Origin of the sequence: Simiaoa sunii (assembly GCF_014337175.1) — a bacterium.
In the GTDB taxonomy this organism is placed as follows: domain Bacteria; phylum Bacillota; class Clostridia; order Lachnospirales; family Lachnospiraceae; genus Acetatifactor; species Acetatifactor intestinalis.
In genome coordinates this window covers 485029-503435 of sequence record NZ_CP060633.1, presented here as the reverse complement: position 1 = coordinate 503435, position 18407 = coordinate 485029, and the positions used below count along the sequence as shown (strand labels likewise).

Genomic DNA, 18407 nt, shown 5'->3' with positions numbered 1-18407 from the left:
ATCATATAGCCCCGAACCGCTACTATGCCTACAGGTTTCGCTGTCTGTGCGCCTCATACATCAAAAGAGCCGCTGCGATCGAGGCATTCAGGGACTCCACCTTACCCTCCATAGGGATTTTGAGGTATTGCCCGGCCTGGTCGGAGATCTCTTTGGTCAGTCCGTTTCCTTCATTGCCGATGAGAAATGCAGTGGGCTCCCGGAAGGAAAAGCTATCGTAATATTTCTGTCCCTTCAGGTGTGCCGCGTAGGTATGGATTCCTTTTTCATGCATCTGCGTCAGCATCGGGGATAGCTCCGGCACATAGACAAACGGTACCCGGAATATGGATCCCATGGTGGCACGGATGGTCTTGGGATTGAAGATGTCCACAGTCTGTTGGTTCATAATAACGCCCGTTATTCCTGCTCCTTCCCCAGTACGTATCATGGTTCCCAGGTTCCCGGGATCCTGTAAATTCTCCAGGATCAAAAATAACGGCTCCGGCTGTTCCAGAAGCTGTGTCAGATCATAGGAAGGCTGCTCCAACACGGTGAGGATCCCCTGGGGAGTCTGGGTATCTGCCATTTTTGCAAATACCTCCGGGGATACGGTCTCATAGCCGGTCTGCTGAAGCTTATCCCAGAATGCAGTATCGCCGTTCTGTGCGTTCCGGCGGAGCTTCTGCTCCAGTTCTTCTGTGAGATAGACCTCTCTTACGCTTTTTACCGGCGCTTCCTCACACATCCTGACGCCCTCCGCCAGGAATACGTGATCCTTACGCCGTTCCTTCGCCTTCGTCTGCCACTGCACGACCTGTTTTACTTTTGCATTGTTGCTGCTTGTGATCATATCTGTCTGCTCCCTGCTATCCTGCCATAATAATGCATAATAATGCGATTTTTCGTGCTACGCACTCTCAAAATCGCAACATCCATTCGTATTCCGGACTATCGTCCTTCATACTCATGTCTGTTTACTCCTCTCATAGAATGCATCCCCTGTCTGCAAGCAGACGTGATGCATTCTATGGATGAGTTTATTATAGTCAAAAAGGCGCTTCCACGCAATGGGAAACGCCTTTGTCTTCGTATCCGTTCAGACACTCCTATTCATGATGTCTGAACTGTTAAATTAGATGGAAAGTAAATGAGATACCTCAAACTGATAATCGTTGATACCCTTCTCCATCTGCAGTGCATCCTCAATATCGAAATCGATGAATTCGCCGTGCTGATAACCAACGACACGATTGGTCTTGCCTTCCAGCATGATGTCTACTGCGTAAGCACCCATGATAGATGCATAGTAACGATCCTTCGCAGTAGGGCTTCCTCCACGCTGCATGTAACCTAAGATCGTAGCACGGGTCTCAATACCGGTAGCTGCCTCGATACGGCGTGCCATGGAAGTGGAATGTCCGATTCCCTCGGCATTGATGATGATGTGATGGGTCTTGCCATGCTTACGGTTGGTAATGATATTATTGATAATATTCTGTTCGTTGTAATCGTACTTCTCGGGAAGCAGGATATCCTCGGCGCCGTTGGCAATACCGCACCACAGAGCAATGTATCCGGCATTTCTGCCCATTACCTCGATGATACTGCATCTCTCGTGAGAGGAAGAGGTATCCTTAACTTTATCAATAGCCTGCATTGCGGTGTTCACTGCGGTATCGAAGCCGATGGTGTACTCAGTACATGCGATATCCAGGTCGATGGTTCCGGGAAGGCCGATGGTGTTGATGCCCAGTCTGGACAGAGCCTGTGCTCCACGATAGGAACCGTCACCACCGATGACAACGATACCGTCGATACCGTGCTTTTTACAGATCTCAGCGCCCTTCTTCTGTCCTTCCGCTTCCTTGAACTCCAGACAACGTGCGGTTCCTAAGATGGTACCACCGCGCTGGATGATATCGGACACATCCTTGGCTTCCATATCTACGATCTCTTCATTCAAAAGACCCTGATAACCTTTTTTAATTCCCTTAACCTTCAGTCCTCTTGCAATGGCTGTACGAACAACTGCACGGATAGCAGCGTTCATTCCCGGTGCATCACCGCCGCTGGTCAGTACGCCGATCGTCTTAATCTCTTTTGCCATGACTGTTACCTCCTAAGTAAACGAACGAATAATTTTCTCTTCTCGATTCTTTATTTTAATCTATTTTTGAGCGGTTTTCAATAGGTTTCGTTATAAATTTAACATTTTCTTTTCCAAACTGCGATGCAAGCTTTTCCATTAATGTCTCATCGGCTTTTACCCTGAGATTTGCAGGCAGGATCTTGATGTTTTTAATATCCCTCAGGTAGATTACTACATCGTCATTGCCGTCGGAGTCAGCGATGGCCTGTAGCAATTCCTGTTCTCTGGCCTTATAGGTTTCCATATTGGGAAACTGGATCCAGGCCCCCGCGGGCATGCCTTTTTTCTGCGCGGTTCCGGCGTTCTGCGGCCGCTGACCCGGTTGTGTCTGTTCCACTGTTCGGCCTGTCTGTCCGCCTGGCATGGCACCGACCGGCTGCTGCCCACTGCCGTTCCCATTTCCATAGGATCCGCCGCGGCTGCCTCCCCGGCCTCCGTAATTCCTTGGGAACAGAGGCTGGTTCGCCGCTCTGGCTGCCTGTGCATCCTCGAAGCTGATGATCTGGTCGCAGATCAGCTTGCCGTCCTTGTCCTCTTCCAGGGACACTCTGCCCCGGATGAACACTTTGGCATCCTCTGTAAGCAAAGTGTTGTAGCGCTCGTATACCTGGGGAAATACCACGACTTCCACGTTGCCGATCAGATCCTCCACATTTAAAAATGCCATGATCTTGTCGTTCTTGGTGTATTTTACGTTTTTGTCCGCGATCAGTCCACCGATGACTGCATTCGCCTGATCCTTGACCAGTTCCACCTCTCCGGACTCTTCATCCAGTGCAAAGTCTCCGGCGGTATTGCTGATGCAGTTCTGCCACAGCTCCTGGTATTCCTCCAAAGGATGACCGCTGACATAGACACCCAGGACCTCTTTTTCAAAGCCAAGCAGCATTTCCTTGCTGTATTCACCTACATTCGGCATCCGGATATCGAATTCTTCCTTATCTTCTTCGCCGGCGATATCAAACAGGGAAATCTGTCCTGCCAGGTTGTTTTTCTTGTCATGGGCGATGTGATCCGCGATCTGCACATAGACGCTCATGAACTGTTTTCTGGTGCCGCCCAGTCCGTCCATGGCTCCTGCTTTGATCAGGTTCTCAATGGCCCGCTTATTCATCTCTTTTTTGTCGGACATGCGGGTGATGAAGTCCTTCAGGTTTGTGAAGGGGCCTCTCTCCTTACGCTCCTGCACCAGACTGTCGATGACCGGACGTCCCACACCTTTGATGGCCGTCAGGGCATAGCGGATCTTGCCGTCTGTCACAGAGAATCCGGCTTCTCCCGCATTTACATCCGGCGGCAGAATGGCGATATTCATGTTCCGGCAGTTCAAAATATACTCCGATACTTTTTTCGGGTTATCGATGACGGAGGTCATCAGTGCCGCCATGAATTCTACAGGATAATAGTATTTTAAATACGCCGTCTGATAAGCCACCACCGCATAACAAGCCGCATGGGACTTGTTAAACGCATACTTGGCGAAATCCATCATGGTATCGTAAATCTGTCCTGCGGTCTGTTCATCAATGCCGTTGGCGATACAGCCGGGGACATTCTCCTCCGGATTGCCGTAGATGAAGTTTGCCCGCTCTTTTTCCATGACGGCCTGCTTCTTTTTACTCATGGCACGGCGCACCAGGTCGCTTCGGCCCAGAGTATATCCCGCCAGGTCACGGACGATCTGCATTACCTGCTCCTGGTATACGATACAGCCGTAGGTGGGTTTCAGGATCGGCTCCAGCTGAGGACAGGCATAGGTCACATCCTCCGGATGGTTTTTCCCCTGGATGTACTTCGGGATAAAATCCATGGGACCCGGACGATACAGAGAAATACCGGCCACTACATCCTCCAGATTCTGAGGGCGCAGTTCCTTCATGAAGTTCTTCATCCCGGCACTTTCCAGCTGGAACACACCTTCCGTTCTGCCGGTGCCGATGGAAGCCAGTACTTTCGGGTCATTATAGTCTATGGCATCCACATCAATGTGTCTGCCGGTGGTATTCTCTATGAATTTTACAGCATCATGGATCACGGTCAGGGTACGCAGTCCCAGAAAGTCCATTTTCAACAGACCCAGTTCTTCCAGCGTCGTCATGGTAAACTGGGTAACGATGGAACCATCAGAGCCTCTGGACAACGGCACGAATTCGTCTGCGGATTTCTGACAGATCACGACACCGGCCGCATGCATAGAGGTATGTCTGGGCAGTCCCTCCAGTCGCTTACACATATCGATCAGGTGGTGGACCTGTTCGTCCTCCTGATAGAGCTTGCGGAATTCCGGATTCATCTCCAGTGCTCTGCTCAGTGTAATGTTCAGTTCGTTCGGCACCATTTTGGCAATAGAATCCACGAACGCATAGGGCAGGTCCATGACACGGCCCACATCGCGGATGACACCTTTCGCCGCCAGAGTACCGAAGGTGACGATCTGTACCACCTTGTCATTGCCGTATTTTCTGCCCACATAATCGATGACCTCCTGTCTCCGTTCAAAGCAGAAATCCACGTCAATATCAGGCATAGAGACACGTTCCGGATTCAGGAATCGTTCAAACAGCAGATTGTAATGAATCGGATCGATGTTGGTGATCTTCAGGCAATATGCCACGATACTTCCCGCCGCGGAGCCTCGCCCCGGTCCCACGGGGATCCCATGCTCCTTCGCATAATTGATGAAATCCCACACGATCAGGAAGTAGTCCACATATCCCATTCTCTGAATAACGCCAAGTTCATAATCCAGGCGCTCCCTGAGCGTCTGTCCGGTCTCTCCGGCGGGCTGATCACCGTCGCCGTAGCGTTCTGCCAGTCCGTCATCGCAGAGCTTATTTAAGTAGCTCCAGGAATCGTACCCCTCCGGCACATCGTATTTCGGCAGCTTCGTCACGCCGAATTCAATCTCCACATTACATCGGTCTGCGATCCTCTGGGTATTCTCCACTGCCTCCCAGGCATAGGGGAACAGTCCCTTCATTTCCTCTTCGCTCTTGACATAATACTGTCCGCCCTCGTAGCGCATACGATCCTCGTCCGCCAGCTTTTTGCCCGTCTGCAGGCACAGCAGAATGTCATGAGGGATCGCATCCTCCGCATAGGTATAGTGCACATCGTTGGTGGTCACCAAGGGAATGTCCAGCTCCCTGCTCATCTGGACCAGTTCCATATTCACGGTTCTCTGTTCCGGGATGCCGTGATCCTGTAATTCCAGGAAATAGTTACCCTTACCGAAGCATGCCTCGTATTTGCGGGCCGCCATTCTCGCCTCTTCCTTCATGCCCTTTAAAATAAATCGGGGCACTTCACCTGCCAGACACGCAGACAGCGCAATGATGCCCTCATGGAACTGCTGCAGTACTTCCATGTCCACACGAGGTTTATAATAATAGCCTTCGGTAAAACCGCGGCTGACGATCTTCATCAGGTTCGCATAGCCGGTATTGTTCTCCGCTAACAGCACCAGATGGTGATAACGGTCCTCTCCGCCGGTCAGTTCCTTGTCAAACCGGGAATTGGGAGCCACGTACACCTCACAGCCCAGGATCGGCTTAATTCCTGCTTCCCTTGCCGCACGATAAAAATCGATCACACCGTACATAACACCGTGATCGGTGATCGCTGCGCTGTTCATGCCCAGTTCCTTGACTCTGGCTACATATTCTTTAATCTTATTGGATCCGTCCAGCAGAGAGTATTCTGTATGGACATGAAGATGGGTAAACGCCATTTTGCTGTTCCCTTTCTAGTGCAGTTCTTTTGCTTTTTTCACGCATTCCTCATAGGTCGGTCCTACCTGTTCTCTGTGATAGCCCGGAGCAAGCATCGCCGCAAAATACAGGTTCTCCAGTGTCTCTTCCTGTGCCGCTGTGGGATGGGAAGGCACCACTACACGGGTGCTCCATACCAGCATACAGCCGGTATACTCCACCATGAAAAATATGGGCTCCATATTTTTCTCCATACGACTGTTCAGTGTCAGTTTATCTTCGCCGGAGATCTCTTCCAGTTTCTTAATATGGGAAGGTTGCGGTTCCTCTACACTGCCGTCCGGCAGGATCACGCACTCGCAGGGCTCCATATCTTCCCTGTGTGCATTCATATATTCCATGACAGTCATTCCCACACCTCTTTTGTTCTATCTGTCAGTCTGTTATTCTTCCGCCCGGATCGCCCAGCGCATTTTCGTGGAACGGGCTCTGCCGTTCTGCGCGCATTCTTCTGCCGAGGGCCGCACTACATCTTTGGAATAGTCTGCATAAATTCCGTCCCGGCAGCCTTCTTTCAGTGCTCGTTTTACCAGTTTGTCTTCACCGGAATGGAACGTGAGAATCGCGACTCTTCCTCCGGGTTTCAATGCTCCCGGCAGCTTTTCCATGAACTCATACAATACCTCAAATTCACGGTTCACATCAATACGCAGAGCCTGGAACGTTCTCTGACAGGTCTTCTTGATCGTATCTTTTTTCTCCTTTTCCGGGAGAAAATCCAGGGTCTTCTCGATCACTTCTCTTAATTTCGTCGTGGTATCGATCCGGTGTCCCTTGCGGATCTCATCGGTGATGGCCTTCGCCAGTTCCTCGCAGTAAGGCTCGTCGGAATTCTCATAGAGCATTCCCGCCAGTTCTTCCCTGCTGATCGTATCTAAGCGCTCGGCCGCACTGATACCCTGTGTCTGATTCAGTCGCAGGTCTAGGGGTCCGTCCACCTTAAAAGAAAATCCTCTCTCCGGATTATCGATCTGCATAGAAGATACTCCCAGATCCGCCAGGATAAAATCAAATCCACCGGCCTCTTTTGCGATCTCATCTATGGTACAGAAATTCTGCAATTTAATTGTCAGGATATCCTCTCCATACCCGGCATCCGCCAGACGTTTCCTCGTCTTGGCAGACTCTTCCGGATCTACATCTGTGGCATAGATATGGCCACGGCCCTGTAACTGTTCCAGCATAGCTTTTGTATGTCCACCGTACCCCAGCGTCGCGTCAAATCCGGTCTCTCCCGGCTGGATCTTCAGAAAATCCAGGATCTCCTGTACCATAATGGATCTATGCATACCTGCGGGCGTATTGCCCTTGCTGATGACATGGGCAATGGTATCTCCGTATTTTTCCGGCTGTAATTCTTTATATTTTTCCTCGTATTTTTTCGGATATTTTCCCTTATACCGCACACGGCGCTTATGGGGTGTCTGTTCCTGCTCCATTCCCATGATTACCTCATTCCAAATTAGTATAATGTGGGCGTCAAAAGCGCAGGTATCCTGCTCGATACCCACGCTTCCTTTTTTGCTTCCTCTTCTCTTAATTAAAGATGTCTTTTATTTTAAATGATGTCTTTTATTATAGTGCGCTCTTGATCGCTGCCATCAATTCATCGTAAGTCTCATATGCCGGCAGCTCCGGATGATCCTTTTTGATCTGCTCAGTACTCTTGAACAGGAAGCCTGCCTTGCTGGCCTGGATCATACCCAGATCGTTATGGCTGTCGCCGCTGGCGATGGTCTGGAAGCCGATGGACTGCAGTGCCTTGACCGTAGTATATTTGGAATTCTCCACACGCATCTTAAATCCGGTAATCTCTCCGTTCTCAGCTACTTCCAGAGAATTACAGAAAATGGTCGGATAACCTAATTTTTTCATCAGAGGACCTGCAAACTGTGAAAAGGTATCGCTGATAATGATGACCTGGGTAATAGAGCGCAGCTCGTCTAAGAATTCCTTCGCGCCCGGGATCGGGTCGATCTTCGCGATCGTATCCTGAATTTCCTTCAGTCCCAGACCATGCTCCTTCAGTATCCCAATTCTCCATTTCATTAATTTATCGTAATCCGGCTCGTCTCTGGTGGTTCTCTTCAGCTCCGGGATCCCACTGGCCTCCGCAAATGCGATCCAGATCTCCGGTACCAGTACTCCTTCCAGATCCAGACATACAATATTCATATCCATCCTTGTGTCCTCCCAGTAAATTCAAATGTATTTGCGAAAAGTATACCCTATTTTACTGCTTCGTGCAACCATTTACTTTCTTGTTGTAACGTGTTGTATATGTTGTAGTATGTTCTTATGATGCAATGGTGAAGATGACATTCTCTGAGCATTTTTTGAAATTTGCTTGTAATTTTTACTTTTTCTTCCTTATTTTTGTGACATTTTTACTGTTTACTTTGTTCTATATGTGCTATAATAACCACAGTGCGAAAAGAACTTCCGACAAGCTCTCATCTACACCAAACCAACGTAGAGATAGAGGAGGCAATTGTTATGTTGACATTAAAAGCTGAGAAAAGAAATCCTGAGGAAAAGGCAAAGAAATTAAGAAGAGACGGTTTTATCACCGGTGTCCTGTACGGCAAAGAAATGAAGGAAAACGTATCCTTGAAATTCACAGAGAAGGATGCAGCTGCTTTCATTAAAAACGCGAAAGAAGGCACGCAGGCTTATCTGGAACTGGACGGAAAAAATGTAGATGTTCTGGTGAAGAATATTGATTTTGATCCTCTGACGAAGAAATATATGGCTCTGGACTTCCAGGCTCTGGTAGCCGGTGAAGTCGTATCTGCTACCGTTCCTATTGTATATCTGAATGAGGACAAGGTACAGGGTATCTTTGAAGCAGAGTTGTCCGAAGTACATTACAAGGCTGATCCCGCACATCTGTTGGAGCCCATTGAGATCGATCTTGCAACACTGCCCCAGACGACCAAGACCATGTATGTAAAAGACCTGAAGCTGGAGGAGAAGGGTGTTCATGTCACAACCTCCGGAGAACAGCAGCTGTTCCATATCGGTGCATACGGTCAGGAAGAGACTGACGAAACCGAAACCGAAGCCGCTGACGAGACGAAATAACCCACTGCAGTAATCATTGATCGTTCCTTAAATACCGCCCGGAGAGTTTTGTGTTATACTCCTTTCCGGGTGGTATTTTTGACTTTGCTAACTTGAGAGTTAGTGAAGAAGCCACGAACGCCCACGGCGAACGGAATGTCCTTCCTCGATGTGAGGTCTCCCGGTGGGAATTTTCTAACGAAAAGTGAGTAGCGGTTCTAAGCCGTACGGGCACGGCTCCAGTTGCCATCCATGGCAACATCCGCCTGTCGCGAACGTCCTGTTCGCTCCACCCTGTCTTTCAACACTTTTCGAGAAAATATCACCACCTCCCGACAAACATCTTCGGAAGGACATTCCGTCCACCGTGGCGTTCTGTGTTTTGGGTCTATACAGAAAAACTGAGTTGTGAGATACAAAATTCGCTGCAAATAGCGCATAAAAAGCTGAATATGGGTCTATAGGGAAAAAACTGGCGCTGAGATACTCATTTTGAAGAAATTGAGTATCTAGAAAGCAAATTTTTCGCTATAGACCCATATTGTCTAGTTTTTGTTTTTTACCCGTCCCCAAAAGTACCTACAGGGAAATTTATCTTCTATAGACCCATGAAGTTTTTCAAAAAACATTAGCCCGCAGTTAGGGGGAGCTGTTTGCATGTGTTTCCTACTTTTTTGCACATACCTAATTCTTGTTTTTGAATTGTCCGCATGTATTTCTTGATTTTTTGCACATACTAAATCCTTGTTTTTTTACTTCTGCACATGTATTCTAAAATGCTCTGCCTAAATAATTGGGATGCTTTTCATAACCCAGCAGAAAAGGACTGCTCCCCCGGGCGTAGATGCGGCGGAGACTGTGAGATTTTCTTGGAAAGTGGTTGAGCCGCAGGGGCAACGCGAACACGATGTTCGCGTTAGCCAAGCCATGCTTGCATGGCTTTTGGTGCACACGGATGGCAACGTAAAGGCGGCCCCGTCATGGTGAGAAGCACTTGGCCACTTTCCTTTAGAAAATCCACAGTTGTAGCTAGCATCCGAGTCCGGGGCGGGCAGTCCTTTCTGCGTGGATTTTAAAGCAACTATTCATTTAACTTTCAATTTAGTAAAAGAAGTATATTACTGCTCAGGCAGTAATATACTTCTTAATTGTCGCTCCACTTACAAATATTTTTTTAACAGATCTACCTTGTCCAGTTTCTCCCAGGGCAGATCCACATCGGTGCGTCCGAAGTGACCATAGGAAGAGGTCTGCTTATAGATAGGTCTGCGCAGATCCAGCATCTTGATGATGCCGGCGGGTCTTAAGTCAAAATTCTCACGGATGATCTCTACCAGCTTGTCATCGTGCAGTTTGCCGGTGCCGAAGGTATCTACCATGATGGAGGTAGGCTGTGCTACGCCGATAGCGTAAGACAGCTGAATTTCACACTTCTCAGCCAGTCCTGCCGCTACGATATTTTTAGCAACGTAACGAGCGGCATAAGCGGCACTTCTGTCCACCTTGGTGCAGTCCTTGCCGGAGAAAGCTCCGCCGCCGTGACGGGCATATCCGCCGTAGGTATCTACGATGATCTTACGACCGGTCAGTCCGCTGTCACCGTTAGGTCCACCGATCACGAAACGTCCGGTAGGATTAATGAAAAATTTGGTATCTGCGTCGATCATGTCTGTGGGCAGGATCGGATCGAATACGTATTTTTTAATGTCCTCATGAATCTGCTCCTGAGATACATGCTCGTCATGCTGGGTAGACAGAACGACAGCTTCCAGACGGACAGGCTTGCCATTCTCATCATACTCTACAGATACCTGGCTCTTACCATCGGGTCTTAAATAAGATAATGTTCCGTCCTTACGTACCTTGGTCAGCTGTCTGGTCAGCTTGTGTGCCAGGGAGATAGGATACGGCATATATTCCGGAGTCTCATCGGTAGCGAAACCGAACATCATACCCTGGTCTCCTGCGCCGATCGCATCCAGCTGCTCGTCGGTCATATGGCTCTCTCTTGCTTCCAGTGCCTTGTCTACGCCCATAGCGATATCGGCAGACTGCTTGTCCAGAGACACCATAACGGCACAGGTATTGCCATCGAAGCCCTTCTCAGAAGAGTCATAACCGATCTCGGTCACGGTCTTACGAACGATAGCGGGAATATCAATGTTAGCCTTGGTGGTGATCTCACCCATTACCAGTACGAAACCGGTGTTGGTGCAGGTCTCACATGCTACACGGCTGAACGGATCCTGCTCCATCAGCGCATCCAGTACCGCATCGGATACTGCATCACAGATTTTATCGGGATGTCCTTCAGTTACGGATTCCGATGTAAATAAACGTTTTTCCATTTGTCCTCCATTCTGCTTCCTCTTGGGAAGAGTGTCGATTGTGTATCTGTTACTGTTACTTAAAGTTCCTATCACTCAGAATCACGTCAATCATATCGCATTCAAATGTGCTCCGATCGGTCTACGTCAAATTGCAAGCCGAATACGTTCCGCTCAGTTTACATTCAAACCGCAAGCCGAATGCTTTCCGGTTATCTTATGTCAACGTTTTCAATGGTGACTCTGAATGGTACAAAAAAGTCCGCTTACATAAGCGGACTGATTTATCGATTGATCAAATCCTCTTATTGTTCGACAATTGCTCGCTCAGGTGGGCACCTTCCGCATCTTGTCATGCGGGGTTGCCGTGGCTTCTTCGATCCTATGTATCTCCACCACTCTGAATAAGGGAAAGTCTATATGAACTTTTCTACGGTAATTAACTTACTATGAGTTCCCTGTTTTGTCAACAGACATTTTTTCTCATTTGTTGTCTTGTGGAAATCCCAGCTTAAATGTGCAAAAAAATTCACATTATCAAAAGATATTGTTTACAGAATTTTACACTCAGCCAATCTTCAGCTTAAACTTCTGCAGATCCCGCTCGGTCTCGACCAGTTCGATCTGCGCTCCCAGTCCCTGTAATTTCAGATGGAAGTCTTCATAACCTCTCTCAATATAGCGGATGTCATCCACGGTGGAAAAGCCTTCCGCAGACATTGCTGCCAGTACCAGTGCGGCACCTGCCCGCAGATCCGGTGCGGAAATATTCGCTCCGGTATATCTGGATACACCGTCAATGATGGCGGTATTGCCTTCTACTTTGATATTGGCTCCCATACGGGTCAGTTCATCTACATATTTGAACCGGTTCTCGAAAATACTCTCGGTCACGATGCTGGTCCCTTTGGACAGTCCCAGTGCCACGGTGATCTGCGGCTGCATATCGGTAGGGAATCCGGGATAAGGCAGAGTCTTCACCTGCGTATGCTGCAGAGGCTTGGATGCCACCACGCGGATACAGTCATCCGCTTCCTCTACTTCACAGCCGATCTCCAGAAGCTTCGCCGTAATAGACTCCAGATGCTTGGGGATCACATTTTTCACCGTTACATCGCCCTTGGTCACCGCTGCCGCGAACATAAATGTGCCCGCCTCGATCTGGTCGGGGATCACGGCATACTCGGTACCATGCAGATGAGATACGCCCTTGATACGGATCACATCCGTACCGGCACCCTTGATGTTGGCTCCCATACTGTTCAAAAAGTTCGCCAGGTCTACCACATGGGGCTCCTTGGCTGAATTCTCGATAATGGTGGTGCCTTCTGCCATTACAGCGGCCATCATGATATTGATGGTAGCACCAACGCTGACCACATCCATATAAATATGACTGCCACGAAGATGCTCCGCATGGGTCTTGATCAGTCCATGCTCGATCTTCACCTCCGCACCCAAGGCACGGAATCCCTTGATGTGCTGGTCAATGGCACGACAGCCGATATCACAGCCGCCGGGAAGTGCCACCTCCGCATGCTTATATTTTCCCAAAAGAGCACCGATCAGATAATAGGAAGCTCTGATCTTCTTGATATTTTCATCTTCTACTACCAGTTCACTGATATTGGATGCGTTGAGAGTCACCTTATGGCGATCGGTGCGCTTTACGATCACACCAATGTTCTCCATAGCACACAAAAGTACGTTCGTGTCTCTTACATCCGGCATATTTTCTATATAAACAGTCTCATCCGTCATTACGGAAGCAGCAAGAATAGGAAGTGCCGCATTCTTAGCACCTCCTATTTCTACTTCTCCGACTAATGGATTACCGCCTTTGATTGCGTATTGTTCCATTGTTTCTTACCTCTGTTATTCTCAGATCAGAAAAACCTTCTTATGCACTTATACCACATTTTGGGGAATTTGTAAATACAACACCCTAATTCAGGTACTTGAGCGGGTTCACCTGGCTGCCGTTAATCAGAATCTCAAAATGAAGATGAGGTCCCGTACTGATACCGGTATTTCCGCTGAGTGCGATACGTTCTCCCTGTTTTACCGTCTGCCCTGCCTTGACCAGTACCTTGCTTAAATGACCGTATCTGGTCTGTCTGCCGTCCTCATGGTTAATGTAGACACAATAACCGTATCCGCTTCCCCATCCGGCTTTCGCAACGGTTCCGCCGCAGGATGCAAATACCGCAGTTCCAGTAGGAACCGACCAGTCTACTCCCTTATGATAGCTGCTGGCACCCTTGGTCGGTGACTTTCTCCGTCCAAATCCGGACGACTGACGTCCGCCGGAGATCGGTTTAATATAGGTGGGAGGAATCTTGGTTCCCCGTTCTACGATCTTCGGAACCGCCTCCATAACAACCTCTTCCTTCAGAATATCCCTGGTCACCTCTCTGTCATTCAGATAGGATACGTCTGCCACCACGCGGCGGAAGCCCGCGGAAGGCTGCTGTAAGATCTTGGTCTGTGTCGTATACCAGGAATCGTTGTCCACATAGATTACATCTGCATCGTAGATTTCTTCGTAGTAATTCTGTTCCATGCGCTCCACGGACAGCTCGGGCTCCGGCACGGTAATGATCAGCTTGTCTCCCACACGGATCGTAGAATTTTCATCTGTCAGTGTCTCACTGTTCATGGCAATGATCTGATCAATGGGAATGTTGACTTTAATGGAGATCTCGGACAGGGTATCTCCACTGACCACCTCATATTCACCGGGAGTCTCCTGATCCTTGATCACATCCTCGATCGCCTGATCCAATGGCGTCAGCATATTCTCCGGAAGATAGGTCTCCACGATCTCTACCTTCTCCGCAAAATCCATAGTCATCAGACCCAGCTCGTAGTCCTCGAAATCCTTTTCTTCCTGTTGATCTGCCTGGGCGCCGGCCTGATCCAGGGTTGTCTGTACACCACCCGCATAGATGGCTTCTTCCTTCTGCTCTTCCTGTACGGTCAGTTCCTGACGATTCACCACTTCTGTGGTAAGCACATTGAATTCCTTCTGTGCATCATGCGTCAGTTCCACACTGAATTTTTCTTCCGAATCATATTTGTCCACTGCTGCCTGCAGCAGAGATTTCACCTCGTCCACACTGGACAGGTTAACCATGTATTCATTTACCTTCATAGTATAAGATCTGTGGGATGTCTCACGGATACTGCTCTCCAGCTCACGCTCCATGGCTGCCAGCATGGTATCTTCCCCTGTCAGTGTGCCCCACAAAGCTTCTTCGCCCACAAGCTTCAGATCTGCGTCTATAAAAATCATATCCTCGCTCTGGGAAGCGATATTTCTTCTGGCTTCCTGTAAAAGCTGTTCCGCTCTGTCCGCTTCGCCTACGGTTCCGATCTCCGTTCCGTTCAAAAATACATGAAAGTAATTTTCTCCGGTCTTCTCAAACACTGTATATCCTTTTAGGAAAAAAAGACTCACAAAAATAGTTACCAGCGTGGTTTTCACATATGTATATTTTACTCTCTTCGAGTAAGATGTCAGTTTCTTCATGGATTCCTTCTCAATCTATTGTATCTATATCAGTATGTCCACATAGGACTTTTTTATGCCGATCTGTTGTAATAACTTTGTAACATATAGATTCTATCAGCATTTATATGCCTTGTAAAGCAAGAATATCTGTTCGATTTATATGTTTTCCGCCGACGTATTCTATGCTATACTAACTATATTGGAAAAGTTTTGCAGAGAGGAGCTGCCTATGCCGGACCGCGATCACCTTATTTTTCACATTGATGTTAATTCCGCCTTTTTAAGCTGGACGGCACTGGAGCGTCTGGCGCAGGGAGATTCCGTGGATCTGCGCACCATTCCCGCCATTGTGGGGGGCGATACTTCCACCAGACATGGCGTCGTACTGGCCAAATCCATCCCCACCAAGGCCTTCGGTATCACTACGGGGGAGCCTGTGGTCAACGCCCTGCGGAAATGTCCTCATCTGGTCATGGCCTCTCCGGATCATTCCATGTACCGCGAAAAAAGCCGGCTGCTCATGGAACATCTGTCAGGTATCTGCCCGGACATTGAACAGGTCAGCATTGATGAATGTTATATGGATTATTCCCCGATCGCGGCGCAGTATTCTTCTCCGGAAGCTGCCGCTGCTTACATTCGTGATTCTGTGCGGGAAAAATTTCATTTTACTGTAAATGTTGGGATTTCGGACCGAAAGGTCCTGGCCAAGATGGCCTCGGATTTTCAAAAACCGGATAAGACACATACCTTATATCAGGAAGAGATCCCGGAAAAGATGTGGCCGCTTCCCGTCTCTACCCTGTTCACCTGCGGACATTCCAGTGCGGAAACTCTTCGGAAACTGGGGATCCTCACCATAGGTGACCTGGCGAAGACAGACCCTGTCATTTTGGAATCGCATCTTAAAAGCCACGGCCGTAGTCTGTGGAAATATGCCAATGGCATAGACGATTCCGTTGTAGCACTCGTTCCTTCCAAAGCAAAAGGGATCGGCAATTCCACCACGTTAAGCAGTGATGCTCTGACGGAAGAGGACGCACGTAAGGTATTACTGTCCCTCTGTGAATCCGTAGGGCAGCGCCTGCGCTCCTCCCATCAGCTGGCAGGCCAGGTATGCACCGAGATCCGCTACAGCGATTTTCGCAATGTTTCTCACCAGATGCCCCTGACCGTCCCTACCGCCTCTCCGGATCTGTTGTTGGAAAGCGCTGTTTCCCTATTCGGCGAACTGTGGGACGGAACTCCCATCCGGCTGTTGGGTGTACGCACCTCCAAGCTGGTACCCGAGGATGAACCGGTCCAGCTCAGTCTGTTTGATTACACCGCACCACGCTCTGAGAAACAGCAGAAGCTGGATGCTGCTCTGGATGATATCCGTGCAAAATACGGAAAGGATGCTGTAAAACGTGGAAGTTTTGTTTAATGCTGTGTGGTGATGATCATATTGCATACCGCTTTCTCTTCACCGGCATTGCGGTATACATGTTTTCTGTCACATGCAAAATAAAGTGAGCTTCCCCTTTCCACATGAAAACTCTGATCGTCCAGTATAAGTTCGATCTCACCGGATACTACCGTCAGATACTCCCATGTCTGTTCTCCGTAGGATTCACTTTCCATCTGTGCTTTTCCGTCCAGTTCTCCCTGATAGATTTCAAAATTCCTGCTGGCATCAAACGGAAGCATCACATAGATTCGGTACTGGCCTTCCTTTTCCTTGAAGACCGGTGCCTCCTCCGGAGAGGGCATGACCATGATCTCTTTTCTGTCATAGATCAGCTGTTCGAAAGGCACCTTCAAACCCTCCACGATTTTTCCTATAGTGGACACCGTGGGATTGGATTCTCCCCGTTCAATCTGTCCCAGCGTGCTTTTACTCACTCCGGTGCGTTCTGCCAGCATATCCAGACTCATATTTTTGGACTTACGAATTCTTTTGAGATTCAATGCTATGTTTTTATCCAACTGTGTCATACACTCACCCAGACTTTCCGCATAAAAAAAGCACCAGACGCCTGTCTGATGCTACTTCTTCGTAGTAAATAAATATTTATGTATATGATATCCGACTTGGTGCCAAACGTCAAGTTCTTTTTTTCCGGACACTGTACCCGAAGGTGCCCAATAATTCTCCACAGCCAAAGTAGGATCCATGGGAATACATGATCGGTTCCGCCTGTTCCAGATGGAACTTGTGGTTCTCGTCCATATATTTTTCGTCAGCATGAACAGCTACCACATCCGCCAGAAACATATCGTGAGATCCCAACGGCATGATCTGGCGTACCTTGCATTCGATGTTCACGGGACTCTCGCCGATCATCGGCGCCTTCACCACGGATGCAGGGACTGCTGTAAGCTTCATCTCTTTAAATTTATCCACATCCCGTCCACTTCTGACACCGCAGTAGTCCGTGGCGTAGACCAGTTCCTTCGTAGTCAGATTGATCACAAACTCTCCGGTCTCCTTCAGAATCGGATAGGAATATCGCTCCGGTCGCACGGAGATCGATACCATGGGCGGATTGGTACATACTGTTCCCACCCAGGCCAGGGTGATAATGTTGGGATGCCCCTCCTGATCCGCCAGACTTACCATGACCGCCGGCAGCGGATATAACATATTGCCCGGCTTCCAAAGTTCTTTACCCATAGTTAACCTCGTTTTCCGTATTTCCTAGAAGATATGAAGAATATTCAATACATGCAGTACAATATCTGCCGCAGCTACCAACAGTGCAGCGATCGATACTCCCAGCACTCCGTTTAATTTACCGTTCAGGCTTTCTTTGATCTTGCCTGCGATCGCTTCGGTCTGCTTCTCATTTTCCTCCACCACAGCCGCCTGCACATTGCGGTATACCTTTACGCATTCCTTATGGACGTTCTCATCACTTCCGTCCAGTTTCTCATCCAGATGTTTGCGCAATTCCTCCAGTTCTTCCGTGTTCTGTCGGATCTCCTCCAGCTTTGTGGTATATTCCTGCTGCAGCTCCTGCAGCTTTTCCGTATTCTCCTGCTGCATCTTGCGAATGGCAGCTACGCTTTCCTCGGAAAGCTTTGTCACCTCCGGAGCAATCGTCTCGGACATCAGTGTCTCCATCGCATGATTGACTGCTCTCAGTTCCTTATTGACCTGCTGCATCTGCGCCAGGCATTCGTCATATTCCCGCAGCTGATTCTTCAGCTGATTCATTTCCTCTGCATCCGCTGCGGAGTTGGCCTTGATCATCTCCTGGGCATTCAGCTTTTGCGCAAGTTTATCCATAAAAGTATCCATCCATTTTCCTCCAAACATATTCGTCCCTCATGTGAACCTTTTTCCGTTTCAACTGCTCCTATTTTACCATGTTTCTCCCACGGTTACAACCAGAACCCCAGGAATACTGCGTTTTCAAAGCATGTTCGTTTTTATGCAATTTGTACAATTTGTTTTTCTGTTTCTGTGCTTTTTCGTAAAATTCACCGAGTTTTCACATCATGTTCATAATTTGTTCATAATCGATTGGTATACTTTAATTACGGTCAAGGAAGAGATAAGACTTCCGGATAACAAAGCATATAAGATAAATTTTTTCATAATAGCCCAGGCGCCGAAA

Annotated in this window: 14 protein-coding genes and 1 riboswitch; of the genes, 2 read left to right on the top strand and 12 right to left on the bottom strand. The window is 48.5% G+C overall.

The features are described from left to right. Positions 1–28: 28 nt before the first annotated feature. The 6 genes from H9Q77_RS02385 to thrH all read right to left on the bottom strand — a co-directional run bounded on the left by H9Q77_RS02385 (position 29) and on the right by thrH (position 8076). A complete protein-coding gene (locus H9Q77_RS02385; RefSeq protein ID WP_249326473.1) occupies positions 29–832 on the bottom strand; it encodes a TrmH family RNA methyltransferase in 804 nt (267 codons plus the stop codon). Positions 833–1114: 282 nt separating this feature from the next. Further along, a complete protein-coding gene (gene pfkA, locus H9Q77_RS02380; protein ID WP_118546629.1) occupies positions 1115–2089 on the bottom strand; it encodes a 6-phosphofructokinase in 975 nt (324 codons plus the stop codon). Between the two features lie 55 nt (positions 2090–2144). Continuing rightward, positions 2145–5861 (bottom strand): DNA polymerase III subunit alpha, encoded by a 3717-nt coding sequence (locus tag H9Q77_RS02375; RefSeq protein ID WP_118546628.1) that lies wholly within the window; start codon positions 5859–5861, stop codon positions 2145–2147. Positions 5862–5876: 15 nt separating this feature from the next. Beyond that, positions 5877–6251, bottom strand: coding sequence for a hypothetical protein (locus tag H9Q77_RS02370; RefSeq protein WP_022153292.1), 375 nt, complete (start codon positions 6249–6251; stop codon positions 5877–5879). Between the two features lie 33 nt (positions 6252–6284). After that, positions 6285–7340, bottom strand: a complete 1056-nt coding sequence (gene rsmH / locus H9Q77_RS02365; protein ID WP_118551740.1) for a 16S rRNA (cytosine(1402)-N(4))-methyltransferase RsmH — start codon at positions 7338–7340, stop codon at positions 6285–6287. Positions 7341–7476: 136 nt separating this feature from the next. Further along, entirely contained in the window at positions 7477–8076 is a 600-nt protein-coding gene (gene thrH, locus H9Q77_RS02360) for a bifunctional phosphoserine phosphatase/homoserine phosphotransferase ThrH (RefSeq protein ID WP_118546648.1), read from the bottom strand. A 321-nt stretch (positions 8077–8397) separates the two neighbouring features. On the opposite strand from thrH, the gene H9Q77_RS02355 reads away from it, so the two are divergent. Next, positions 8398–8985 carry a 50S ribosomal protein L25 gene (locus H9Q77_RS02355; RefSeq protein WP_249326472.1) on the top strand — a complete coding sequence of 196 codons (588 nt, stop codon included), beginning with the start codon at positions 8398–8400 and terminating at the stop codon, positions 8983–8985. A 1139-nt stretch (positions 8986–10124) separates the two neighbouring features. Here the strand turns inward: H9Q77_RS02355 and metK are convergent. From metK to H9Q77_RS02340, 3 genes are all read right to left on the bottom strand, one after another. After that, positions 10125–11312 (bottom strand): methionine adenosyltransferase, encoded by a 1188-nt coding sequence (gene metK / locus H9Q77_RS02350; protein WP_022153296.1) that lies wholly within the window; start codon positions 11310–11312, stop codon positions 10125–10127. A 281-nt stretch (positions 11313–11593) separates the two neighbouring features. Then, a riboswitch (SAM riboswitch) is annotated at positions 11594–11702 on the bottom strand. A gap of 156 nt (positions 11703–11858) precedes the next feature. Beyond that, positions 11859–13151, bottom strand: coding sequence for a UDP-N-acetylglucosamine 1-carboxyvinyltransferase (locus H9Q77_RS02345; protein WP_118546624.1), 1293 nt, complete (start codon positions 13149–13151; stop codon positions 11859–11861). 85 nt (positions 13152–13236) lie between these two features. Beyond that, positions 13237–14823 carry a M23 family metallopeptidase gene (locus H9Q77_RS02340; protein ID WP_249326471.1) on the bottom strand — a complete coding sequence of 529 codons (1587 nt, stop codon included), beginning with the start codon at positions 14821–14823 and terminating at the stop codon, positions 13237–13239. Between the two features lie 211 nt (positions 14824–15034). Between H9Q77_RS02340 and H9Q77_RS02335 the strand changes: the two genes are divergently transcribed. Next, positions 15035–16231 (top strand): DNA polymerase Y family protein, encoded by a 1197-nt coding sequence (locus H9Q77_RS02335; protein ID WP_249326470.1) that lies wholly within the window; start codon positions 15035–15037, stop codon positions 16229–16231. On the opposite strand, the gene H9Q77_RS02330 is transcribed toward H9Q77_RS02335, so the two are convergent. The 3 genes from H9Q77_RS02330 to H9Q77_RS02320 all read right to left on the bottom strand — a co-directional run bounded on the left by H9Q77_RS02330 (position 16228) and on the right by H9Q77_RS02320 (position 18088). Further along, the gene (locus H9Q77_RS02330; RefSeq protein WP_249326469.1) at positions 16228–16782 is read right to left on the bottom strand and encodes a helix-turn-helix domain-containing protein; all 555 of its coding nucleotides are present in this window, start codon (positions 16780–16782) and stop codon (positions 16228–16230) included. The genes H9Q77_RS02335 and H9Q77_RS02330 overlap by 4 nt on opposite strands. Positions 16783–16891: 109 nt before the next feature. Next, positions 16892–17461 (bottom strand): flavin reductase family protein, encoded by a 570-nt coding sequence (locus H9Q77_RS02325; RefSeq protein WP_022153301.1) that lies wholly within the window; start codon positions 17459–17461, stop codon positions 16892–16894. Positions 17462–17485: 24 nt separating this feature from the next. Beyond that, complete coding sequence (locus H9Q77_RS02320; RefSeq protein WP_249326468.1) at positions 17486–18088, bottom strand: hypothetical protein; 603 nt, start codon at positions 18086–18088, stop codon at positions 17486–17488. Positions 18089–18407 lie beyond the last annotated feature (319 nt).